This is a genomic window from Nitrospira sp. (assembly GCA_024760545.1).
In the GTDB taxonomy this organism is placed as follows: domain Bacteria; phylum Nitrospirota; class Nitrospiria; order Nitrospirales; family Nitrospiraceae; genus Nitrospira_D.
Genome location: CP060501.1, coordinates 1,528,715 through 1,552,694 on the forward strand (window position 1 = coordinate 1,528,715; position 23,980 = coordinate 1,552,694).

Sequence of the window (23,980 nt, forward strand, 5' to 3'; positions counted from 1 at the left end):
CTCGACCTACCGTTTAAACGAATCGTACAAACTGTAAGCGACCCTTACCACCGAACAAGACCGGTTGCCCATGTCAGCCCACCGCCAAAGCTGCCCAGCAGCACCAAATCCCCCGTCGAAATGTTCCCGCTGCGGACCGCATGATCGAGCGCGATCGGAAGAGACGCAGAGGACGTATTGCCATAGTGTTCGATGACCGACGCGAGTCGGCCCGGCTCAATACCCAGCCGATCCGCCACTTGGGTCAGAATTCGGCCGTTCGCCTGGTGGAGCACAACCTGCTTCAGGTCCGCCGGACGGATGCCGAATTCCTTCAGGATGTCCAGCACAGCCTGCTCGACCCGTCGAATGGCTAGGCGAAACAGCGCCGCTCCCTGCATACGAAGCACGTGCTCCCGTTTGTTCAACGTGTCGGATGACAGGGGCCTGCGTGATCCTCCACCGGGGATCCGAATGAGCCCGTGGTGCGACCCATCGGCAAACAACCTGATTCCGAGAATCCCCCGCCGTTCCGGGCATTGATCTTCCTCGCCTCGAATTAGGACGGCCCCAGCCCCATCACCGAACAACAGCGCTGTCGCAGCATCCTGAGGATCGAGCGATCGAGACTTTACCTCTGAGGCCACAACCAGGCAGGTCTTTACCTGTCCGCTCTGAACCATGGCTTGCGCCATCGAAAGTCCATACAAGAATCCCGAACAGGAGGCAGACACATCAAACGCCCCCACTTGTTTGCATCCTAATCCGCGTTGAACAGCACAGGCCGTGGACGGAAAGACCATATCAGGCGAGGTCGTGGAAAGAACGATGGCCTCGATAGAAGAAGCCGTAGCCCCCGCAGCATCGAGCGCCCGGCGCCCCGCCTCAATCCCCAGATCAGATGGCGCTTCGTGATCACCGGCCCAATGGCGCGCCCGGATACCGGTAAGCCGTTGGATTCTGGCCGGGGACAAATTCAGCGTAGGAGCAATCTCTTCATTGGACACGACCCGGGACGGGAGATAGCTGCCAGTTCCAATAATCCGGGCTCGAATCATGCCAAAACCACCAAATATTCTAGGGAAATTGTCCAGGTTTCCAATGCGCACGGGATTATAGGGAGCGCGAGAAGGCAGGTCAACCAAACCACTCTTCTGATTGCTTTTTGCCCGCATCCTTGCTATGTGTGTCCGTCATGGCCCCACGCGCTATTCGAACTGTTGCTGGTCCGTCATCCAGGTGTTCAGGTATCTGGCTGGTGGCGTGGCTCGGCGTGAGTTCTCTCGTTTTGGCCTCCTGTGCCGGCGATGTCGGTACGGACGATGTACGGAAGGGGATAAAGAAGGCCATCAGTGGTACAGACGAGCAGATTTTTATCGGAGATACCCTTGAGAACCACTACCACCCGAATGTGATCATGAAGCGGGGTGAAGCGTATTTTGAAAAGGAAGAGTATGCGGAAGCCTTAGTTGAGTACAAGCACTTCATGGATCTCCATCGCAATCACGTCCTGGCCCCGTACGCGGCCTTCAGGATCGGCGAAATTCATTTTAAGATGGCGAAGACCATCGATCGTGATCCCGAACCAATGCAAAAGGCCATTACCGCATTCGACCAGATGAGAAAAGACTTCCCTGGTAGCCGCTATGATACACAGGCTCAGCAAAAACTCGATGAGTGCCACGATTGGCTCTCTCAGATGCATCTCTTCGTGGGGCAATTCTACTACCGGCGGGGGTCCTACCTCGCGGCTGCTCATCGGTTTGAACAGATCATCAAGACCTACCCCAATAAGCCCGTCGCCTCCGATGCCCTGTACTTCCTAGCCAAGTCCTACCATGAAATGGGAGCCGACGATTGGGCAAGAGAAAAGCTCATCCTATTGGCCGAAAAATATCCGGACAGTCCTTCCTCAGGGTCCGGAAAGAGCCTGCTGGAGAAAATCGGCGGAGCACAACCAAGTACGCTGCTGGCACAGAAGTCGGATTCGGCCCTCCTTTCCGACGCTGGGCCCACGACAATGATCCGAAGCAGCCGACCAGAAGCCACCAATCGACAATCCGCTTCTTCACTTTCATCTTCCCCAATGACGACGCTGGGCGTTCCTTCGTCGCTCGATTCCTTTGTTGCTCCCTCTACCAACACACTGGGGCAAGGCTTTACGGCCTGCCGCCTTGGCGCCTGGTGCTGATTCAGTCGTTAAGAGTCCGAAGCGTTGAGGGCTGAACACAGCGAGTTGAAGATCGCTCTCCAGCATCCCGCTGATTGCTTAAAAGGATCGTTCAAAAGACCATCCAACGAGGCCTTAAGGAGTGAGGATCCTGAGGTGTACGATTGAGATGCCTTGGGGGAAACGCGAGGCTAAGAACGATACTGTGGGGAGTTCTGTTTCAATGCCCGTTACTGGCCCAGATACCAGCCGATCCCATATCGCTCCAAAAAACTGGTCACCATCGTCAGTGAATTCGCATAGATCATCACGCCGACCAAGACCAACATGACTCCGCTCACGGTCGAAACGCCCCACAGATAGGCCCGCACTTCTTTGAAATAGGCCAAGAACCGATCAACACCCAATGCGGTCAGGAACAACGGCAACCCTAAGCCGACCGAGTAAAACGTCAGCAACACGACCCCATTGAGAAGGGAATCCGTCGTACTGGCATAGAGAAGGATGGATCCTAGTACCGGCCCCACACACGGAGTCCACCCTGCGGCGAAGGCGACCCCGATCAAGAATGACCCGAGATACCCGGCTGGGCGACTGCGGAATTGATACCGATGCTCCATTTTTAAGAATTTCAAATTCAGTATCCCGAGCAGATAGAGCCCAAACACGATAATCAACACCCCGCCGATGCGTCGAATCGTGTCTTGATGGGTGATCAGGACCTGGCCCAGAAAACTGGCTGATGCGCCGAACGCGATAAAGACAGATGAAAACCCGGCGATAAACAACAACGAGTTCAGAACAATCGCTTTCTTGAACTTCACCCGTTCAGATGCATCCGCCAATTGTTCGACGGATAGCCCCGTAATGTAGGAAATGTAGCTCGGCACCAACGGCAGAACGCATGGAGACACGAATGAGAGGAGCCCTGCTGAGAAGGCGGCAATGAGCGAGATCTGTGGGATAGACTGAGTCATGGTCACGACTTCATCAGTGCATAAATCAAATCGCGTGCCTCTGGTGAGTCCCAGTCACGAGCGCCGAAAATCTTTTGTCGCACGATACCTTGACGGTCGACCATGAAGGTGATTGGGATCGTCCGTGCTCCGTATGTAAGGCCTACGCGATACTCCGAATCGTGCAGAATGGGAAATGTGAACCCCATTCGTTTCTGGAACGGGCGTGTCACGGCCGCACCCTGCGGATCGGTAGACACCGCCAAAATCTCGAACTCGCCTCGTGGAAAGGTTCGATAGAGCTGTTCCATCGCCGGCATCTCAACACGGCATGGCCCACACCAGGTCGCCCAAAAATTCAGCAGCACGACTTTTCCTCTCAGCTGGGATAAACTCATGACGTTGCCGGCAAGGTCCCGCAGCTTGAAATTCGGAGCTTCGTCACCGACCTGGACGACACCACGTTCGAAGACTTGCCACGTTTTAGTCCGGAGCGACTCTGCCTCGGAACAAGGTGCCATGAAAAGCATGCCGACTGCTATGAAGGTAAAAACCGCAGCCGCTGGAGGATGTTTCACAGCTAAGAGCAGCGAGGACTTCAATCTTTTGCCCTTAACATAATCGCGGTCGCTAAGGTTAAGAGTTCTGGACCAGGTGGCTCATTATGACAACATGATATGTTACAAGTCCGCAAAAACCTGAGTCAAGTAAAGGCACATGACAAATTCTCATCCCCCCTACTATCGAAGTGATGGACAAAGTGAACCGATCTCTCTAGAATTACCGAAGTTTGTGCTTGGCTTATCACTCAGCACTACTCATCACATTCACAATCAGCAGACAGACCAGCGATGGTTTTCCATAACCTGAACCCACGAGGGGCATATGCGAGACAATTATCTCTTTACTTCGGAATCGGTCACTGAGGGACATCCGGATAAGATCGCCGACCAGATCTCCGACGGCATCTTAGACGCCATCATCGCTCAAGACAAACATTCCCGTGTCGCCTGCGAAACGATCCTGACCACGGGGATTGCCTTTGTGGCCGGTGAAATTTCCACCAAGGCCTATGTCGAAATCCCGGATATTATCCGTGATGTCATTAAGGATGTCGGCTATTGTGATGCCTCGTGGGGGTTCGACTTCCATACCTGCTCAGTCCTGACCGCCATTCACCAGCAATCCAGTGATATTGCCATGGGCGTGGATTCCGGTGGCGCCGGCGATCAGGGCCTGATGTTCGGGTATGCCACCAATGAAACGGATGAACTCATGCCGATGCCGATCGTGTTGGCCCACAGACTGACCAAGCGTCTTGCCGAGGTCCGAAAAAAGAAGATTCTCGATTGGGTGAGACCGGACGGCAAATCCCAAGTGACGGTTGAATACAAAAACGGCAAGCCCGTGCGGATCGATACGATCGTCGTTTCCACACAACATAGCCCGGATGTGACGAGCAAACAGATTGAACGTGACATCATGGAAAAGGTTATCAAGCCTGTGATGCCCAAAGGCCTTTATGACCCAACCGGCGTGAAGCATCACATCAACCCCACCGGACGTTTCGTCGTCGGCGGTCCGATGGGTGACACAGGGCTTACGGGCCGAAAGATCATCGTCGATACCTACGGTGGACATGGTAGTCACGGTGGTGGCGCTTTCTCCGGCAAGGACCCCACAAAGGTGGACCGTTCCGCCTCGTACATGGCGCGCTACATCGCCAAGAATCTCGTTGCCGCCGGCTTGGCCGAAAAGTGCGAAGTACAGTTAGCCTACGCAATCGGGGTTGCTGATCCTGTCTCCGTGCTCGTCGACACGAAGAACACCGAAAAAGTATCGGTCGACATTCTCGATAAACTTGTGCGCAAGCACTTCCCCTTGACTCCTCGAGGTATTATCGATCATCTCAAGCTCCGACGGCCGATTTTCCGTAAGACGGCCGCTTACGGACACTTTGGACGCAACGAACCGGAATTCACCTGGGAAAAGACCGACAAGGTCAAAGCACTCCGCAAAGACACCGGCCTGTAAGCGTAGTGAGCCTCGCGATGTCAGCAAAGGGGGACGGGTTCTCCACCCGCCCCCCTTTTCATGACGGCAATAGACGACCGACCAATCCCGATTGGCATTTTCAGAAGGAGGATTTTCGTGGACTACGATGTGAGAGATATCAAGCTGGCAGACCAAGGCAAATCGAAGATCGAATGGGCGGAAGCAACGATGCCCGTATTGCGGCTGATTCGCAAACGGTTCAAGCGGCAACAACCATTAAAGGGAGTTCGCGTCACCGCGTGTTTGCACGTGACTACCGAAACGGCGAATCTGGCGATCACGTTGAAGGCCGGCGGGGCCGATGTCCGTCTCTGTGCTTCAAATCCCCTCAGTACTCAGGACGACGTCGCCGCAGCATTGGTTCAACATGAAGGCATTCCAACCTTTGCCATCAAGGGCGAAGACAACGCCACGTACTACCGCCATATCGAATCCGCGATTGCGCACCGGCCCCATCTAACCATGGATGACGGCGCCGATGTGGTGTCGCACCTGCACTCCAAGCGCAAAGAACTGCTGAAAAATGTCATCGGCGGTACGGAAGAAACGACCACCGGCGTCATTCGTTTGCGTAGTATGGCCGAAAAGAAAGTTCTCAAGTTCCCGGTCATTTCCGTCAACGATGCCGACACCAAACATATGTTCGACAACCGCTACGGAACCGGTCAATCCACCATGGACGGCATTGTGCGCGCGACCAACCGATTGGTCTGCGGCTCAGTCGTTGTGGTAGTGGGCTATGGATGGTGCGGACGGGGTATCGCAATGCGGGCCAAAGGGATGGGCGCGGACGTTGTCGTGACCGAGGTGGATCCCTTAAAGGGCCTCGAAGCCGTCATGGACGGATTCCGCGTCATGCCGATGGAACAAGCGGCTCCGGTTGGAGATTTCTTCGTAACGGTCACCGGCAACATCCACGTGATCCGCGGAGAACATTTCGCTGCGATGAAAGACGGCGCCATCGTCTGCAATAGCGGTCACTTCAATGTGGAGCTGGATATCCCAACTCTTGAAAAGCTGGCCGGTAATCGCAAGGTTGTTCGGACCGGAGTTGAGCAATTCACGCTTAAGAAAAACGGCCATCGTGTCAGCTTGCTCGGTGAAGGCCGGCTGGTGAACCTTGCCACCGCGGAAGGACATCCGTCCAGCGTCATGGATATGAGCTTTGCGAACCAGGCGCTTGGCGCCGAATACATCGTGAAGAATTACAAGCAGCTCGAAAAGAAAGTGTATCCCGTCCCGGAGGCTATCGATAAAGAGATTGCCCGGCTCAAACTGGCCGGCATGGGTGTGGCAATCGATACGTTGACGGCGGAGCAGAAGAAGTATCTCGCATCCTGGGAAATGGGCACATAGTCGCGGGTCCTGTCGGGGAAGCGCTCTGACGTGCTCACTACACCCATCCCCCAGTGGGGCCCTTTCGTTGCGCGCGTCAGCGCAGGCGTTCCCCGCCACCCGCGGAATAGATCCCATTCCCCACCCTGCTCGTGGTGGAGCGAAGAAGAAGGCAGTCTCATGTGAGACTGCCTTCGCTTTTCGTGGCACCCATACTCAGACGATTGCGTGACGTTAACCCAGCTCTCCCACTCTCACGACGTGTGAAGGGAGGGGCAAAGAGTCTGCGCAATTGAGAGCACCCGCATCTCATCTGCAGAGAAGAGAAAAAAGGCCGCCTGAAAAGGCGGCCTTTTTGTGTTTTGCTGCTTAGGGATTTGCAGACTGATCGATTTCCAGGCAGGAATGGTTACCTCGATCCTTTCTTCAATCTGACAAAAGAGCTTCTTCATTCTCCCAGTCAAATTGTATTGCCGCAATCAGTGGGGGAAAATCAGTGCGCAGGTGATATCACCGCAATGATCCGTAGAGGGCCACCCGTGCCGCCGGCAATCTTCATCGGAAGGGCAATCACGTCGAACCCGCGATGTGGCAGATCATGCAGCTTGGCGAGATTTTCGAACACCGGCACATTCTGAGATAGCAGCGCGACGTGTGCTTCGAATTTGGTCGATCGGCCAAAATCGATCGAGGCAGTATCGATGCCCACGGCTTTCACTCGTCGTTCACGTACCAACCAAGCCGCGGCTTCAGGATGCAACCCGGGGAAGTGCAACGCGCGCACTCCCTCCTGCCCTCTTTCTTGTGTTCCCAGATAGGCTTTCCGATCCGGCCAGGATCGCGCATAGCCCGTGTCCAACAGAGCGATGGCGCCATTTGGTATTCGCCCATGCTCGGCTTCCCACCGCTCGAAATCGGCGATCGCCACGCGGTAATCCCGATCACGTGCGCATTGCTCCGTGACATCGATTCGGATGCCGGTCCCGACTAATCGCTCCACTGGAATCTGATCCAGCGTCTGCTTCCCTCTGGAAAAATGGATCGGGGCATCGATGTGGGTGCCGCCATGCTCAGCCATCTCCAGACGGTTAGACGCGTAGTAGTACCCACTCGGCGTATCCTCGGCATGCTGGACGACGAGCTTGAAGTCCTGTTCCGTCGGCCAGACGATGGTATCCGACCCGAACGAGTGGGTGAGATCAACAATCCGAGACTGCTCCCAGGCCAAATCATCGCGCTGAGGAATAGCAGAGGAGCACCCCGCGACCGCAATCAGTACCCCTATCACGGGAGTCAGCATCTTCATGTGCGATAACCATGTCTACAATTTGAAGGCTGCAACGCAGTAGCATCGCTAGCCTTTCTTCCCACTCTCCTTATGTTTCGGATCGAACGGATGCGCGGTGAGGTTCGCGCCATAGATGAGTTACGTGCAGCTCCACCTTTCCCTGGCTTCCGGGAGAGAAGGAGTCTCGGCCATTCCTGGAGAGGAAACATGACAGGAAGATGTGCGGGTTGAACCCTCACCTTTATCATCCAGGCAGGGCATCCCTGTTGGTCTCACTGCGCCCGTCGAGCGAGCACCGCCCATAATGTGAGTTATGATTGCCCCCGTGTGAGCGCTCGGGGAGCAAGAGACTAGCAGGGATGACCTGCTACTTCCCGAACGCTTTTTTCAGGAGCGGTTCGATCTCACCCTTGGCGGCCATGGGATCGAGAATATCGGTATCACCATAAAAAGTGCCGTCGATAAATACTTTGGGAAGCGTCGGCCAATTCGTCAGCTTCGTCAGGGCTTCCCGTTTTGCAGGCTGTGACAAGACGTCGATAAGCTCGTAGGGATACCCATATTTTTCAAAAAACTGCATGGTCTCCCTCGTGAACCCGCACATCGGCATGGTCTTGGTTCCCTTGCCGTAGATCAAAATCTTATGCGCCTTTACTTCTTTTTGGATTTCGTCATCGATCGGATCGGCCATTGTCTCCTCCTATGCCTCATCTCTGGTTCGTGCCGTTAACTCCAATGCATGGATCCGTCCATCCTTCATCGGGGCGTCTAAGGCTTGATAGATCATGCGGTGCCGGTCCAAGAGATTCTTTCCCTGAAACCCATCCGAAACGATAACGACCTTCAAATGATTCATCGTTCCCGTCCGATCGGTCACTGTCACCACGGCATCCGGCAGGCACTTGTGAACATAATCGGTCAATACATCGAGTGTGATCACAGGTCTCAACTCCGCTAGTGTTTTCAATACCCTAGCTGAAATCAGTGTGGAAACGCAATGCGGCATCCACATTGGTGGCTTTCAACATACTGGTGGTGCTTTTGAACCAGATGCCTAAGAGGGCACGAAACCCCCGATGAGCAAGTCATTGAGATTCTATAGGTTTAATCCTATCAGGCTCGGCATCAACTTTGCGCCTACCCTTTCAGCAACTGAAAATATTTCATTTCGTCCGTCACAAAGGAGGCTGTTATGAGCGAATTCAAATCCGGGTTTTTTGTAGGAGGGGAAAGCTGTAATGGTCGAGTGCTGATCGTCGATGACGAACCCGACATCCGTAAGGTCGTCCGAATGACGCTGCACAAGGCGGGGTACGATATCCTGGAAGCAGAAAATGGAGAAAAAGCCATCGAAGTCATCAACTCCGGTGAGAATCGCCTCCTTCTTGACGTCATCATCTGCGACATCCGGATGCCGAAGGTAAACGGCATCGAAGCAATCGCCTACTTCCGCCAGAACTATCCGCGCGTCCCCTTGATCGTCCTGACCGGATTCCCGGACACCGACATGGCCACGTCTTTACTCCGGCAGGGTGTGGTGGATTATCTCGTGAAGCCGGTGGAAGGCGAAAAATTGAAAGCCTCTGTCGCTCGTGCCATGGAACAGCGTGAATTGGCTCATCTATGAGGGACTGGCAAACATCACAGGGAAAGGGCGTTGCGGCCCCCTCTCCGATTGCTGCTCATCCGGAAATCGAGGGTGAACAGATTGAGCCGGCGCCCACCCTACTTCCGACGAGGGTGGCCATCATCGGTGCGGGCCGGGGTGGGACCGCGCTGCTCGATGTGCTGCATCAGATCGGTACGATCGAGATCCTCGGAATCGCCGATAAGGTCTCCTCAGCTCCCGGACTCAAACGGGCTCAAGAGCTCAACGTGCCGGTCTACGAGCGGGTTGCCGACCTCATTAACAACCAAGAGGTCAACCTTGTGATGGACGTCACCGGCGATCCCGCGATGAAATCGATACTTCAGGACCAGCTGCCGGCGAGCGTCGATATCTTGAGCGGACAAGCTTCACGACTTCTGTGGAAACTCGTGCAGCATGAAACAATATTACAGACTGAGCTGCTCCACGCGGAGAAACTGGCGGGAATCGGCTCGTTCGCCGCCGGGATCGCTCATGACATGAACAATCCGCTCCAGCTCATTCTCGGCATGGCGGAAAATCTGGCTGAAGAAGTCGACTTGGATACCGTACATGCCCAAGCGCTGGACATCATTGAAGCAGTCAAACGCACAACAGCCATCTGCCGGGATCTCACCTCCTACTCTCGCCGAGCATCGTTGCGGCAAGACTGCCTGATTAGCGTCAACGGCAAGCTGGATGAAGCCTTGAAGATTGCCCGATACGCCGTGGCCCTTCAAGACATTGAAATTCGAAAACTCTACCAGCCGGATGTCGTCGTAAAGGGAAACCCTGACGAACTCCTCCATGTGTTCGTCAATCTCATCACGAACGCGGTCCAGGCGATGGAACACCACGGAACCTTGACGTTGGCAACCGCCATGGTGGCCGGCGCGACGCAGGTTCGTGTCTCGGACACCGGCTACGGCATCTCCCCTGAGTTACAGAGTCGGATTTTCGAGCCCTTTTTCACGACGAAACCCCCGGGGAAAGGAACGGGATTGGGGCTCTACAACATCAAGAATGTGATCTATCACATGAAGGGGACCATCGAGGTCCAGAGCCAAGTTGGTCACGGCGCAACCTTTACACTCACATTTCCTGGAGAATCCGGAGCCGATGCGAGGAGTACGCCGTCATGAGCGAGACGCCGATATCATCGCGGCCAGGCACACGATGGGGGCTGAAGACCAAGATCATTCTTTCCATGCTGCTCGTCGGTATCATTCCGCTCGTTGTGGGTTTGGGCATGGCATTCTGGCAGGGTTCCCAAGAAATCAGGGAGGTCAGCGGGGAAAGTTTTGAAGCGCTTGCGACTGAAGCCGCCCGCAAACTTGATCTCCTCCTTGCCGAAGAAATCGCGCACACCGCTCGTATCGCGAACGACTCTGCGATCATTCGAGAGTTGGAGCACCGGCGTGATGCGCGAGGCGACTCCAAGAATCCGGCGGCCGCGATCACTGATTTGGAGCGGCGTTGGACAGATCGAGAAACAGCCGCGATCAAATCCATCACGGACAACCGTCTCAGCGCATTGCTCCACGAGTACTATACCGGCGTCCATAGTGCACCCGGCCAATTGCTTCCGCACGTCGTCCGCTCCTCGACAAAGATGCTGTTCCTGACGGACGCACACGGTGTGCTCGTAGCAACGATGACCGATCATCCGGCGTTTCGCCACCACACGACCCAATGGTGGAAGGGGACCTTCAACAAGGCCGTGGGAAAGCTCTATGTCGAAGATGTCCATTTCGACGAGCAGGTGAACGCCTATGTATTCTCCATCTCACTCCCGGTCATGGACAGTCTTCGGTATGAGGTCGTCGGAGTCCTTCACCGCGTGATCGACGCCAAGGAATTCTTTTCTCCTGCGACCCATGTCACTCGATTTGGAAAGACCGGCCATGTCATGCTGATTGATACCAACGGGATCGTCGTCAGTTGCCCAATTCTTCCTACCGGCGTCCCATTGTCCGATCCGAAGTTAATCCCGCTCGTGACACCACAGCAACCCGGTTGGATACAAGCCTCGAGCGACGGTCACGGCGGGCAGGCTACGTCCGTCATCGGGTTTGCCCCGCTTTCGGAAACCAGCCGGGTCACCAACGGCTCCAGCGACGATGGGTCGTGGCACACCTTCGTCTGGCAATCGTCCGATGAGCTCTTTGCGCCGATCGAGCATCTGTTCGCCTGGGTGACGGTGTTTGGAGCCGTGGCCATCGTGCTGCTGGCCTCGCTTGGCTACGTGGCTGCCGGTCGCATTGTCACCCCGGTACGACAACTGCAGCAGGCCGCGCAGTCCATCGGGCGCGGTGAACTGCGAACCCCAATTCAGATCCACACCGGTGACGAATTGGAGGACTTGGCCGCAGAATTCAACCGCATGAATCAACAGCTGAAAGCCGCTTTCGCCGGACTGACCGACCAAGTCAAATTGAAAACTCAGGAAGTCCAGGTCCTCCAGCAATCTACGGATCAGATTCTAGACGCCGTCCCCACTCCCATTCTCTTAATCGATGCACACGAAATCGTGCGCTACATCAATCGGGCGGCCCGCGAATCCTTCACGGTCCAGGAGCCGATGTCGGGAGCGTCGCTGTTCACGATACTTCCACTCGACTCAGCCGTTCAGAAACAGCTTCAAGCGGAGTTCCGGACCAACGGGGATAAGCCTTTCGCCACAGCCGACTTCGAGCGTGAGACAGCACCGAGGGATCCGTTGGAACCTACTGCCGATCACGAATCCGCCCGCCATCGGTCGGAACTCCACATCGGATCGCGGATCTATCACTATCAGTGGTTCCGATTGCCCGCCAAACCGGGGGAAGAAGACAGCATTGGGTTGGTGCTTCGAGACACCACGGATGAGAGCCGGCTGCAGGACCAGTTGGTTCAGGCAGAGAAAACAGGAAGCCTTGGCGTGCTGACCGCCGGCATCGGCCATGAACTCAACAACCCCTTGTTCGGAGTCATCGGGCTTGGGGAAGCCATCCAAGAAGAAGACAATCTTGAACGGATCAAGAGCTATGCTCAGGATATTGTGGCCCATGGTCGCCGAATGTCGACGATCATCCGAGATTTCACCGGCATGGCAAGCCGAGACACTTCCGACAAGCCTGTTCCGATCGTTTTGGAGCGTGAATTGGACGAAGCGTTAGCCACGGCACAGACCACCGTTGAAATGAAAAGCATCGTGATCCAGAAAACCTATGCGGGCGAGACACCCGTCCTCGCTTTTCCGGATCAACTCCGGCAAGCGCTGGTGAATCTAATGACCAACGCTGTGCAAGCCATGAAAGGCGAGGGCACCCTCGCCTTAACCACCGTCCAGTCAGACCATATGGTGACCGCAACCATCACCGACTCCGGACCCGGTATTTCCAAGCAACACCTCTCGAAGGTCTTTGACCCATTTTTTACAACAAAAGGACAGGGGGAGGGTTCGGGACTCGGGCTGACAGTCGCGAGACGCATTATCCGAAAATTCGGAGGCGACCTCCGCATCGAATGTCTCGAAGGCCAAGGCACCACATGCATCGTCACCCTGCCGATCAGTGCGTCTCAATCACCCAAAGGAGGCTCATGGGCAACTTCCGCCTCGCGTTCCGAGCCGCAACCATCACACTCATCTTAGGGGGGTGCTGGGGTGTGGCTGCTCTCCTCGCCGCCAAAGAGAGCCCGATCGCTGTCGGGATCTCTCCCGAAAGGGTCGCGGATTACGTCCATGCTGTCGTCGAGGCAGATCGCACGATTTATACGACCCAGGTCGTTAATCGTATGCAGGGGAAAGGGATTGTCGCAGCAACCGAACATTGGGAGCAGGACAACGCGCTTCCCCTGCCGGCCCAGTTCCTCCAACATTCGGGCCGATTGGTCGCCGAGAGCGGCCGCGGTATCCGTTATAGACTCATCGGGCTCTCCCCGATCTATCAACGCAACGCCCCCGCTACCGACTTCGAGCGAAAGGCTCTAGAGACGCTCAAAGGCCAGCCCGATCGGCCGATCACCGGAATTGTCTCAAGCGGCAAAAAACAATACTTCCAAGCCATCTATGCGGACCGCGCCGTCTCTTCTGCCTGCGTCACATGCCACAACAGTCATCCACTGAGTCCCAAGCAGGACTTTAAGGTGAATGATGTGATGGGTGGTATCGCGATTACGATCCCGCTGGAATAGCAGAAGACGTTCTCGTCATGGTCGCTAAGAAAAAGCGACTGTGTGCGAGCGAGGGTTGACGCGTGACGAGGACGTTAAGATGGCGTCGACGAGCTCGCGGGCGCAACCGTCTGCTTGAGTTGGTACTCTTCCCGATAAATCTGAACCGCGGTCATGAGCAAACTGACCAATATCGGTCCGACGAAGAGGCCGAGCAATCCGTACAGCGCCAGCCCGCCCAACACACTGAGCACGAGCAGCAACACGGGAATCTGCACATCTTGGCCTATCAGCCATGGGCGAAGAAACTGATCGACCATCGAGACAACGCCGATCCCCCAAGCCAGCATCGCAAGCGCTTTTCCGACAGAACCGATCCAGAAGAAGTAGAGGACAACAGGGCCCCAGATCAACCCCGTTCCACCGAATGGAATCGGGGCCAAAACGATCGTCAATGCCGTGAGTCCGATCGGAAAGGGCACACTGAGCGCAAGGTAGGCCAGCCCCGCCAGGAGGCCTTGAACAATGGCCGTCACCAGCATCCCTTTCACCACCGCACGAATCGTTTGATCCAACCGGGTCAGGATCTTGGACTTGTGGGACTCTTCCATCGGGATCAGTTCGTATAACACCGCGAGCCACTGTCGGCCATCCTTGAAAAGGAAAAACAGCACCAACAACATCATGAAAAAATCTGTCACGAGCGCGAACGCATTCTTCAGCAGGCCGCCCATGCTGCCGACTAAAAATTGGCTGACCTCTTTCACCCCGGTCATCAACGACTGCTCTACGGAAAGCACCGGTGTGCCGGTTCCCGATACAGCCGACTTCAACCAACCGCCGATGACGGGGATGGCCGCCAATTGGTCCGGCAACCTTTGAAGTCCGCCGGACGAAATCCACACACGAATCTCCTGTTCCGCTGCTCCCGCTTCCCGTACCAGCATAGCCCCCATCACGACCAACGGGACGATCACGATGCCCAACGCACCGAACGTCAGCACTGCTGCGGATACTGCCTCCTTGCCACCCAACAGTTTTGTCAGCCGAAGATGGATGGGGAACCCCCAATGGGCAAGTAGTCCCGCCCAGAGAGCCGACAGCACGAAGGGTTTGAACATCAACCCAATCTGGTACAGCAGCAATACCAGGAGAGAAAAGAACACGACGGAAAAGAGTTGCTGTCGAGTCATGAAAAAGATCAGAGTCTCTTGAGGAGATAGTCAGTAGATAGCAGATCCAGCGGCATCTGTCACGGAAGGAACGAGCGGGGTAAGAGAATGGACTGAGCCTTAGACAGACACGAAACTGAGGACAAGAAGTGCGGACACACCTAGAGGTCGGCTTCTCTGCCGATCAACGCGACCGCCTTTCCACGATGCGCATTCATGTCGCGAACATTGCTGGGCAATCGAGATGATTCTTCCGGCCAGCCGGTGACTCCCATGTCGCTCACTCCCTGAAATTTGGCTCCCTCTTCCATCAGCAGCATAGGACTGTGCACTTCGCCGATCAGAATCGCCGTTTTGAGCAATTGTACACGCCCGGTCGCCGTCACCGTCGCTTTGATGCGTCCGCTGCTGATGAGCGAATCGGCATGGATGGCTCCTTTTACGACTCCATCTTCCCCGACAATCACTTCACCTTTCGTGTGCACATCACCTTCCAGGCGGCCATCGATCCGGACCGTACCGTCGACTTTGATTTCGCCCTTCAATTCAACGCCTTTTGCCAACAGCGTGATATTGCCGTCATCTACATACCCGCTCTTTTTCATGGGACACTCCTCTGTGCAGGCCAACCCTTCCCAAGGGTACCGTAGGACCGGAGATACGCCTAACAGTTTGTGGAATCCGGCAATTCGGTAGGCACGTGCCGCCATTTATGGTGAGGAGAGGCCGAACGTCTGCTTCAGTTGTTCCCAGAATCCGCCTCCATGAACTTCGCAGTAGGTCGTCGGCTCCGTCCCGGCGATGAAGTACTCTGATGTTTTCTCCGGACATTGCGAAGTCGCCAGCTGGCCGGTTCTCGGATCGATCCGACGCTGGACGACCCCGGACGGCATCTCAAAATCCTGCGCACCCCGTGGCATGAGCCGAACCGCCAACTCACTCCAGATCGGAAGAGCGGCCTGCGCGCCGGTCAGCTTGAGCGGTCGCTCATCATCAAAGCCGACCCAGACGCCGATCGCGATATCCGGGGTGTATCCGACAAACCACGCATCTCGATAGCCATCTGTCGTCCCGGTTTTGCCTGCGACCGGCCCTTGAACCCCGAAGGTTTTGGCCTTGGCGGCGGTACCGCGATCCACCACTCCTTTCAACAAGGACGTCACAAGAAATGTCCCTTGTGGAGTTGCCGCCTGACGTCGATCAAGGGTAGGACTCCAGATGGTCTCGCCACCCACACTCGCCATGTTGGACAGGGCGACCGGACGGATGACAACTCCTCCATTGGCCAGTCCTGCATAAGCCGATGTGATCTGCAGTAAGGAAACTGAGGAACTCCCCAAGGCCAAAGACAAATTGTCGGCCAGTGGTGTGGTAATCCCGAACTTCTGTAGCAAGCCCGTCAGTGTCACAATTCCAGTCCGGTGAGCCGTTCGGACAGCTGGAACGTTGAGTGACTGCTCAAGGGCCGTTCGGACCGTGACCTGCCCTCGATACTGTCGATCGTAATTCTGAGGTGACCAGGGACCGGTGCCGGATTCCAAGGTCACCGGTTCATCCGCAAGCAGCGTCGCCGGAGTCAGACCGGTCGTTCCTTGATCACGGGCCGCTTCGAATCCGGCCAGGTAGACAAAGGGCTTGAAGAGAGATCCCGCTGATCGATGCGCCTGCACCGCACGATTGAACTGACTCAGCCGATAGTCCCGCCCACCGACCATCGCCAGAACATGCCCGCGCTTCACGTCCAGCACAACTGCAGCGCCCTGAAGCGGTGGCTCAACACTGGCCAGCGACGGATAGCTCTTCTCCAGTTTTGCCAATCCTTTCTGTAGGACCTGCGCGACGATTTGCTGAGTTCTGGGATCGAGGGTCGAATAGATTCTCGATCCTTCCGGAATTTCCGCCCCTATACCTTGCTCGATTTCCCTGAACAGGTAATCAACAAAGTACGGCGCATCGGTGAGCGCATCATTGGTCAGTACGACTTTGACCGGGCGATCCAGGGCCACCGTTAAGGCTTCCTCTGTCAGGATGCCTTCTTCGCGCAGGCGACGAAGAACCACATTGCGGCGCTTGGTCGCCGACTCCACGTTTTTTACCGGCGAATAGGTATTGGGTCCCTTAATCAATCCAACGATCAACGCGATTTCTTCGATCGACAATTGAGCGGGTGTTTTTCCAAAGTAGCGATGCGCCGCTTCGCTCACTCCGTAGATCGACACCGGCCCGGCTTGACCGAGATAGATCTCGTTCACATAACTCTCCAGAATTTCTTCTTTGCGGTATTTGAACTCGAGCGCGATCGCGGCCACAAACTCCCGGAACTTCCGCCCCATGGTGCGTTGGGGAGAATAAAAGAGGTTTTTTGCCAGCTGCTGAGTGAGGGTGCTGCCCCCCTGCACGACGGCTCCGCGAGTGACATTGATCCACAGCGCCCGACCGATGGCGAGAGGATCAACGCCATAGTGAGAGAAAAAGCGACGATCTTCGACGGCCAGCAATGTTTCAATCAGCGCGGGAGGTATCTGGTCCAACTGAATCCATTCACGAACTTGTTTGGTTCCTGCCCGCATTCCGCTGATCAAGACCGACTCGAGGGCCACGAGTGAGAGTGGCTGATTATCCGGCACCGACAACACCTCGGTCACGATCCCGTTAGCCAATATCAACCGTATGGATCGGGCGGGAAGCCGATTTTCCTCCTGAGGACGCAGGACAATCTCGATCGCATCGTTCGTGACGAAATACTCACCGGCTCTCCGCGGCGTGACAGTGACCGGCCTGTATTCCAGCCGATGCAGACGGTCCAACAAGCCTGAATCCACGGGATGGAGCCCCGGCGTCAGGAAAAACGGAGCCCCATAGATGAGAAGCGGAGGATGATCATCACTCCTTGGAAGCGACAGGCTGGCGGAGAGCACGGCGGCATAAATCACGAGGCCGATGAGACTACATAGCACCAATCCCAACGCGGCGCCTATTCCTCTCTTGAACCAAACACGAGCCGACGCCATCAGAGCCATTCCTCACTTGGACAATTTAGGGGCATAAGCAGGCCTATTGCCGCCAACATCATTTCAGCACCCGATGAACGATCTCTTTGCCGACGTATCAGCATATTCTACCCTCGACACCCCTCTTCCGTGTTACCCCCTCCGGGTCTACCTCATCTGCAAGCCTTTAGCTATCTTTCTCATAACGAACACGAGTTCCCACAACTTGTAACAGGGAGACGATCATGAACTGTTCACGCTGCCACGGCCTCATGGTGAATGACCATTTTTTGGATTTTGATGGAACCATCGGACACATGTGGGCCAAGGGATACCGTTGCATGAATTGTGGGAATGTCCACGACCCGGTCATTGAGTGACATCGCCTCGCTAGGAAGCAACAGGCGTTGGTCTTCTCGAATGGGGAGTTGGGCATCAACAAAGGCCAGCTCCACCCTGAAGTACAATCGGCCATGCCGCAAGCAGCCTGATTTCAGCCTCGAGGTATGGGGCTTCACGAGTCCATTGGTATACGTTGCCGGAGCTGTCAAGGAGGGACATGGCTTCCATCTTGATCGTCGACGACGATGCGCCGATTCGGGCATTGCTGCGTCGCATTCTTGAAGAAGACGGCCATCAGATTCGTGAAGCTGCCAATGGCCACACCGGTCTCATGCTCTATCGCGACACACCCGCCGATCTCGTCATCACTGATATGTTGATGCCGGAGCGAGATGGGATGGATGTCACTCTCGCTCTAACGCAGGAATTTCTGGATGCCAGAGTGATAGCCCTAACCAAGGCAACCGGTCACTACAACTTTCCAAATGTCGCCAAGCTCTTCGGCGCACGACGTGTTATTAAGAAACCCTTCTCATCGGATGAAATCCGTCGAGTCGTGCGCCTCACGCTCGAACATTAGCCCATTAGAACGGCGAATTTAAGGAGCCCTCGGAGGCTTGCCTGCAGAATCAGGCACAACGCTGCTCTCACCCCTCCCGGCGCTTTCGTTGGCACTCCGGGATTCGAGCACTTGCGAAGGCCACACCGATCCCACGAGCATGCCGATTCCCGCCGCTAGAAATCCAAGGAGTTGCGGAGGCCAGACATCCGTCGGCTGGCTCAACAATTCCAGCACCACCCAAGTTGTAAGCCCGGCGACAATGGCGTAAAGCGCGCCCTGTGTCGTCGCTCGCTTCCAATAGAGCCCCGCAACCAATGGAATGAACGCCGCCACCAGAGTAACCTTGTAGGTATTCACCACCAGCTTGTAGATCGTCGCATCTGACCAGAGTGAAATGGCCAGAACCACCGAGGCGAAGCCGAGCAACACAACACGCATCAAGCGAAGAAACTCCGAGTCATTCACATGCGCGAGCAACGGTCGAACGACGTTCTCGCTCAGCGCCACCGACGGTGCCAGCAATGTTGCGCTTGAGCAACTCATGACGGCAGACAAAACGGCCCCGAAGAAAATGATCTGCGCCGGAAGTGGCGTGTATTGGAGAATCAATGTGGGTAACACTAGCTGCGAATCCTGCTCCAACAGCATCCCGAATTTGACGGGATCAATCAGAGTCGCCGCATACGCGAGAAACATGGGGACGAAACAGAAGACAAAATACAGCGCGGCACCCAGCAACGCCCCCCGCACGGCTGTCTGTTCATTCTTGGCCGACGTGATGCGTTGAAACACGTCCTGCTGCGGGATAGATCCGAGCATCATGGTCATCCAAGCTCCGATGAAGGGGATCCAGGCTGTGATCGTGGCAGGTGGAAACAAATCCAATTTACCGGTGACGGCCGCATGAGAGATCACCGTTTGCACCCCACCAGCCAAGTTTCCCACTAGCGACGCAATATACAGCAGTCCTCCCACAATGACTGAAATCTGAACGAAGTCCAGAATCGCTACGGAAAACATACCGCCGAAGGTCGTATAGGTCAGAACAATCGCTGCACCGATCACAATCCCGACCGACTGACTGACGCTTCCTTCTGTGACCACATTGAGGACCAAACCGAGCACTTTGAATTGGGCTGCAACCCACCCCAAGTACGAGGCGACGATGCAGAGTGTGCAGAGGACTTCGACTGTCCTGTTATAGCGGTAACGATAGTAGTCGCCCACTGTCAGCATATTGAGTCGATACAGCCGCGGGGCGAAAAAGAGTCCGGCGAGCATCAAACACATACTGGACCCGAATGGGTCGGCGACGACACCACGGAGTCCTTCCTTGACGAAAGTGGCCGAGATGCCTAATACCGCTTCGGCACCGAACCAGGTCGCAAAGACGGTCGCCGTGACAACGGCGAGTGGCAAGCTCCTTCCGGCTACGGCAAAATCCCTGGAATTCTGCACACGTGTAGCGGCGAAAAGCCCGATACCGACCGAAAGGAGGAGGTAGAGGATGACGAACCAGAGCACCACCCGGGCAGGATAAAGCGATCCTAGTTCGCAATCAATGAGTATTCATGATTGTGGAGACAGGACTAACGCGCCTGAATGACATCCACAGAGAAAAGAGAGACGAGATTGCAGAGAGAAACCGACGTTGAGTGAAGAAGCGCACGTCGACCATCGAGGATCATCACATTGAGCAAAGGAACGTACCAAACGCAGCGGCAGAACGATTCAGACATAAATTAGAAAGCCCAGTATCGAGATGCTCCGAACACGAGACGACACCCGACGAGAAAGAGATCACCATGTGACTCAACCGACACCGCTTTTGTCCACTGCACTTCGTATAAATTTAAAGAATGTTCCCATCGAGTTTCAGGAACATGAAGTTCAATAAGCTGCCGGTATCGAGGCCGATTTCCCATCAGCACGAGAACCCCGTGCTCACTTCGGTTGAGGCAGTACACCTCGCCCTGCTCGAGCATCACACGTCCACCGTCTATTGAGTCAGACAGACCATAGGCACATACCTTCTGTTCATTGACTCGCGCCTCTTGCCGACGAGAAGGAAACGGAGATTCTCCTTGACCTTCACAGACACCCGCAATGGCAGGCTTGGTATTGAGACTCCCTGGACGGTAGAAACGGGCTTCCCGAATAGCTTCTTTTGATCCAATGTTCATGATGTCCTCACAGATGTACTGAAACCGTGCTGGACATGGAGCAAATGCCATACCCATGGAGTGTTCGCGAATGTTCACGAGAATTCTTAGCAAATCCTCCTGAAGTCCTTATTTTGTGGAATCATGGATATTGGGATGCGAAGGAATATGGATTCACCATTCCATGCTATATACGTATATATCATTGAATATAAATATGATTTATCGCGTGAATGATAAACCATACAGCGCGGTAGACGTGACCTTCACCGAAACGTAGGTCTGCACCACATTTGTATTGGCGGGAAATTAGCTACAGCGCGTTCAGGTCGGACTCCAACATCAATCATTCTAACGAGCGAGTATGGAATCGAACATCTTGTCAACTCAGCCGTTCTATGCGAAGGCCGAGTAAGCGGATTCGTTTTCCATGGGGATTTTCTCGCCGATCAAGAAATGGCAGGAGCAGCTTCATAGCCTCACGGCCTAAGACGGCTCTGTCACCGGTCGGCGTTGCCAATGTGTGAGTGCGCGATTTGGTCACAAAATCCGCAAAGCGAACGGTCAGAACAACGGTCCGGAAGGACTGAAACGCTTCGTTATGTAGGCGGTCGATTACACCTCGAACAAGCGAATCGAGCTGGTTGAGAAGGCTCTGACTGTCAAGGGTATCGGACTCGAAGGTTTCCTGTTCTCCAATGGATTTTGGTTCGGAATATTCCTCGACTGGTGAATCATCTCGGCCGCGAGCTTTATCATAGAGTGTCCTGCCGCGCTTGCCTAACAGCTCGTCGAGCTGGCGCAGAGTCAACGCTCTCAACTCTTTGACGACCGTGATTCCCTTTCCCCTAAACATGGCTTCCGTTTTGGGCCCTATACCAGGAATGACTCTGATCGAGAGAGGAGCTAGAAAAGCCTCTGCCCCTTCCTCGTTCACTATCGTAAGGCCGTTTGGCTTCTGCCATCCAGAGGCAATTTTTGCGATCAACTTATTTGGTCCGATGCCCACAGAGGCCGTGAGTCGTTGTTCCAAACGGATTGTCTCTTTCAGACGATAGGACAGTCGTTCCGCCTCTTCGTAGGATTCTGTCCAACTCAGATCACCATAAACCTCGTCGATACTGGCCTGTTCCACCTTTGGGATGAAGCGCCGAACGATCTGCAACACCTCTTCGGACACCCGCGTGTATTTCGGCATATCGACGGACACAAAGGTCACCGGGGGTTTACCGGCTCGCCGAGCCTCTTCCGACAACCGCCAGGCAGTGGAGATCGGAGTCGCTGAATGGATCCCATAGGCGCGAGCGAGATAGTTCGAGGTAGAAGCGACTCCACGCCCTTTTCCGCCAAGCGGATCGGCCCCAACCACAAGCGGAATACCGCGAAAGGCCGGGGTATCCCGCTCCTCAATCGCAGCATAGAACGCATCCATGTCCAAATGGGCGATAATCCTCAGCATTTAATTCTCACCGCGCGAACAGAAGACATCCGGGCACAGCAGGCACAACCTCACGACCAAAAAACTTCAGACTGAAAACCGCAACTCACTTTCTCTCTAGCTTTTTGAAGTGGAGCTGACATAAAATCCCACCCCGTTCCAAGGGAACGATCCTATAATAGATCGTTTGAAACACATTAGAGATCATCAACGAAAGGAGGCAGTCGTGGGCCTGCGTTGGTTCAATCTTCTAGGATTTGTGATGCTGTTTCTCGCTCTGTTCTTCAATGAAGTCGTGTATCTGAACGTGTGGCACGAGTCCAACTTCTTTTTGGTTGCTATCGCGATAGCATATTTCGGTACTGCACTTTGGCTCTCACTCTGGGGAGGTTCGAATCACCAGCAAGCCTGATGGCACTCCCTCCCCCAATTTTCCAATGACCAACCCGGAGTCCGAAGCGGGTCAGCTATGGCAAGGCTAGCACCACCGAAATGTGGGGAAACCCAGGCCATGAGTAGCCTGGCATAGGAAACTCTGGTCCTCTTCGCTATAGCTTTTCGTGATGGGGGTGGCGTATAATCCATCCCCAGTCACAGTAAGTGGTTCTTTTCAGCGATCGGCATATAAACCTAGAGATCATCAACGAAAGGAGACGATCCATGGGAATGACGTTCTATAATTGGATTGGATTCATAATGTTGATATTAGGGTTCTTATTGAATGAGCTCTTCCTGGGAATAAATGCATGGTACGACCTCAACTTAGGGGCCGTTGTCGCTGGTGTCGTGTACCTGGTCGTTGCCGCCTCATTGTCAATATGGCCTAGCTCCCATAATCAGGCAGCCTGACCGATACTTCACGCGCCTCGCCGGAAGTCGATCATGGAGTGGTGGTGTGCCGTCTGCCCCCTCTGACCCTGAATCGCACTGACCTCTTCTCGAATAATGAGGGGGAACGCGCCTTCACCGAGCAGCCTTCCTGCTGAGAATACAATCTCTTGTGTGATCGTTCACCAAACCGACTGCCTGCATATAGGCGTAAATGATCGTGGTGCCCACGAATCGGAAACCGCGCTTTTTTAGATCCTTTGATAAGGCATCGCCTTCGGCTGTCGTGACCGGCACGTGCTTCATGGTCTTCCAATGATTGATCTTCGGCTTCCCACTGACAAACCGCCAGACATATCGGTCGAATGAACCAAACTCTTTCTGCACTTCGAGAAAAGCCTGGGCGTTCGTCACGGCCGCATCGATTTTCAATCGATTGCGGATGATCCCGACATCTTTCATCAGCGCGGCCTTTCTTTGAGCTGTGAAGCGGGCCACTCGGGCGGGGTCAAACCCGACAAAGGCTTTGCGATATCCTTCTCGACGCAACAGGATCGTCTCCCAAGTCAAACCTGCTTGAGCCCCTTCGAGTATCAGCATTTCGAAGTGTTTGCGATCCTCATGTACCGGCACACCCCACTCCTCATCATGGTAGCGAATGAGATGCGCCTTATCTCCTACCCATGGGCACCGGTTATTCCTATCTGATTCCGTCATCGGCTCGACCAACTCCAGCAAGACAACTACTCAGGCTTAATTGTAAAAGCGATCCGAACAAGAAAACAATGTTCGGCATTCTCTACCGTAACGAATTTCAAAGGTATCGTCCCACTTGGCTTCTTATTCATGAAGGTACATGCACGAACACGCCTGAAGGGGACGGTTGATCTCCTCAACACAAATCCACTACCATCCTCATAA

At 54.8% G+C, this 23,980-nt stretch carries 22 protein-coding genes; 8 read left to right on the plus strand and 14 right to left on the minus strand.

Annotation, left to right across the window (positions count from 1 at the left end; all coding sequences use genetic code 11):
• Positions 1–44: 44 nt before the first annotated feature.
• On the minus strand, positions 45–1,037 hold the full coding sequence (locus tag H8K03_07295; GenBank protein ID UVT21695.1) for a ketoacyl-ACP synthase III: 993 nt from the start codon (positions 1,035–1,037) through the stop codon (positions 45–47).
• Between the two features lie 215 nt (positions 1,038–1,252).
• Here H8K03_07295 and bamD point away from each other — a divergent pair, with 215 nt between their 5' ends.
• Positions 1,253–2,170 (plus strand): outer membrane protein assembly factor BamD, encoded by a 918-nt coding sequence (gene bamD / locus H8K03_07300; protein ID UVT21696.1) that lies wholly within the window; start codon positions 1,253–1,255, stop codon positions 2,168–2,170.
• 209 nt (positions 2,171–2,379) lie between these two features.
• Here bamD and H8K03_07305 read toward each other — a convergent pair whose 3' ends face one another.
• Both H8K03_07305 and H8K03_07310 read right to left on the minus strand, forming a co-directional pair.
• Positions 2,380–3,126, minus strand: coding sequence for a sulfite exporter TauE/SafE family protein (locus H8K03_07305; protein ID UVT21697.1), 747 nt, complete (start codon positions 3,124–3,126; stop codon positions 2,380–2,382).
• 2 nt (positions 3,127–3,128) lie between these two features.
• Entirely contained in the window at positions 3,129–3,635 is a 507-nt protein-coding gene (locus tag H8K03_07310; GenBank protein ID UVT21698.1) for a TlpA family protein disulfide reductase, read from the minus strand.
• A 355-nt stretch (positions 3,636–3,990) separates the two neighbouring features.
• Between H8K03_07310 and H8K03_07315 the strand changes: the two genes are divergently transcribed.
• Positions 3,991–5,139 carry a methionine adenosyltransferase gene (locus H8K03_07315; GenBank protein ID UVT21699.1) on the plus strand — a complete coding sequence of 383 codons (1,149 nt, stop codon included), beginning with the start codon at positions 3,991–3,993 and terminating at the stop codon, positions 5,137–5,139.
• 117 nt (positions 5,140–5,256) lie between these two features.
• Positions 5,257–6,516, plus strand: a complete 1,260-nt coding sequence (locus H8K03_07320; protein ID UVT21700.1) for an adenosylhomocysteinase — start codon at positions 5,257–5,259, stop codon at positions 6,514–6,516.
• 472 nt (positions 6,517–6,988) lie between these two features.
• Here H8K03_07320 and H8K03_07325 read toward each other — a convergent pair whose 3' ends face one another.
• The 3 genes from H8K03_07325 to H8K03_07335 all read right to left on the minus strand — a co-directional run bounded on the left by H8K03_07325 (position 6,989) and on the right by H8K03_07335 (position 8,723).
• Complete coding sequence (locus H8K03_07325; GenBank protein ID UVT22404.1) at positions 6,989–7,795, minus strand: cyclase family protein; 807 nt, start codon at positions 7,793–7,795, stop codon at positions 6,989–6,991.
• A 355-nt stretch (positions 7,796–8,150) separates the two neighbouring features.
• On the minus strand, positions 8,151–8,474 hold the full coding sequence (locus tag H8K03_07330) for a glutaredoxin (protein UVT21701.1): 324 nt from the start codon (positions 8,472–8,474) through the stop codon (positions 8,151–8,153).
• A gap of 9 nt (positions 8,475–8,483) precedes the next feature.
• Positions 8,484–8,723 carry a BolA family transcriptional regulator gene (locus H8K03_07335; protein ID UVT21702.1) on the minus strand — a complete coding sequence of 80 codons (240 nt, stop codon included), beginning with the start codon at positions 8,721–8,723 and terminating at the stop codon, positions 8,484–8,486.
• A gap of 252 nt (positions 8,724–8,975) precedes the next feature.
• On the opposite strand from H8K03_07335, the gene H8K03_07340 reads away from it, so the two are divergent.
• From H8K03_07340 to H8K03_07355, 4 genes are read left to right on the plus strand one after another with little or no spacing between them, the layout of a single operon-like run.
• Positions 8,976–9,410, plus strand: coding sequence for a response regulator (locus H8K03_07340; GenBank protein ID UVT21703.1), 435 nt, complete (start codon positions 8,976–8,978; stop codon positions 9,408–9,410).
• Positions 9,407–10,552 (plus strand): hypothetical protein, encoded by a 1,146-nt coding sequence (locus H8K03_07345; protein UVT21704.1) that lies wholly within the window; start codon positions 9,407–9,409, stop codon positions 10,550–10,552. Before H8K03_07340 ends, H8K03_07345 begins: the two co-directional genes overlap by 4 nt.
• On the plus strand, positions 10,549–13,044 hold the full coding sequence (locus tag H8K03_07350; protein ID UVT21705.1) for a HAMP domain-containing protein: 2,496 nt from the start codon (positions 10,549–10,551) through the stop codon (positions 13,042–13,044). Before H8K03_07345 ends, H8K03_07350 begins: the two co-directional genes overlap by 4 nt.
• On the plus strand, positions 12,993–13,586 hold the full coding sequence (locus H8K03_07355) for a DUF3365 domain-containing protein (protein UVT21706.1): 594 nt from the start codon (positions 12,993–12,995) through the stop codon (positions 13,584–13,586). The genes H8K03_07350 and H8K03_07355 overlap by 52 nt, the downstream gene beginning before the upstream one ends.
• 74 nt (positions 13,587–13,660) lie before the next feature.
• Here the strand turns inward: H8K03_07355 and H8K03_07360 are convergent, their stop codons facing one another.
• From H8K03_07360 to H8K03_07375, 4 genes are all read right to left on the minus strand, one after another.
• A complete protein-coding gene (locus H8K03_07360; GenBank protein ID UVT21707.1) occupies positions 13,661–14,758 on the minus strand; it encodes an AI-2E family transporter in 1,098 nt (365 codons plus the stop codon).
• 140 nt (positions 14,759–14,898) lie between these two features.
• Positions 14,899–15,342 carry a polymer-forming cytoskeletal protein gene (locus H8K03_07365; protein UVT21708.1) on the minus strand — a complete coding sequence of 148 codons (444 nt, stop codon included), beginning with the start codon at positions 15,340–15,342 and terminating at the stop codon, positions 14,899–14,901.
• A 105-nt stretch (positions 15,343–15,447) separates the two neighbouring features.
• Positions 15,448–17,748 carry a PBP1A family penicillin-binding protein gene (locus H8K03_07370; protein UVT21709.1) on the minus strand — a complete coding sequence of 767 codons (2,301 nt, stop codon included), beginning with the start codon at positions 17,746–17,748 and terminating at the stop codon, positions 15,448–15,450.
• Positions 17,749–17,981: 233 nt separating this feature from the next.
• Positions 17,982–18,278 (minus strand): hypothetical protein, encoded by a 297-nt coding sequence (locus H8K03_07375; GenBank protein UVT21710.1) that lies wholly within the window; start codon positions 18,276–18,278, stop codon positions 17,982–17,984.
• Positions 18,279–18,286: 8 nt separating this feature from the next.
• Between H8K03_07375 and H8K03_07380 the strand changes: the two genes are divergently transcribed.
• A complete protein-coding gene (locus H8K03_07380; protein UVT21711.1) occupies positions 18,287–18,649 on the plus strand; it encodes a response regulator in 363 nt (120 codons plus the stop codon).
• Positions 18,650–18,667: 18 nt separating this feature from the next.
• On the opposite strand, the gene H8K03_07385 is transcribed toward H8K03_07380, so the two are convergent.
• From H8K03_07385 to H8K03_07400, 4 genes are all read right to left on the minus strand, one after another.
• The gene (locus H8K03_07385) at positions 18,668–20,158 is read right to left on the minus strand and encodes a sodium:solute symporter family protein (protein ID UVT21712.1); all 1,491 of its coding nucleotides are present in this window, start codon (positions 20,156–20,158) and stop codon (positions 18,668–18,670) included.
• 215 nt (positions 20,159–20,373) lie between these two features.
• The gene (locus tag H8K03_07390) at positions 20,374–20,814 is read right to left on the minus strand and encodes a hypothetical protein (GenBank protein ID UVT21713.1); all 441 of its coding nucleotides are present in this window, start codon (positions 20,812–20,814) and stop codon (positions 20,374–20,376) included.
• A 361-nt stretch (positions 20,815–21,175) separates the two neighbouring features.
• Positions 21,176–22,252: a DNA polymerase IV gene (gene dinB / locus H8K03_07395; protein ID UVT21714.1), complete on the minus strand. Its 1,077-nt coding sequence runs from the start codon at positions 22,250–22,252 to the stop codon at positions 21,176–21,178.
• Positions 22,253–23,194: 942 nt separating this feature from the next.
• On the minus strand, positions 23,195–23,776 hold the full coding sequence (locus H8K03_07400) for a DNA-3-methyladenine glycosylase I (protein ID UVT21715.1): 582 nt from the start codon (positions 23,774–23,776) through the stop codon (positions 23,195–23,197).
• Positions 23,777–23,980 lie beyond the last annotated feature (204 nt).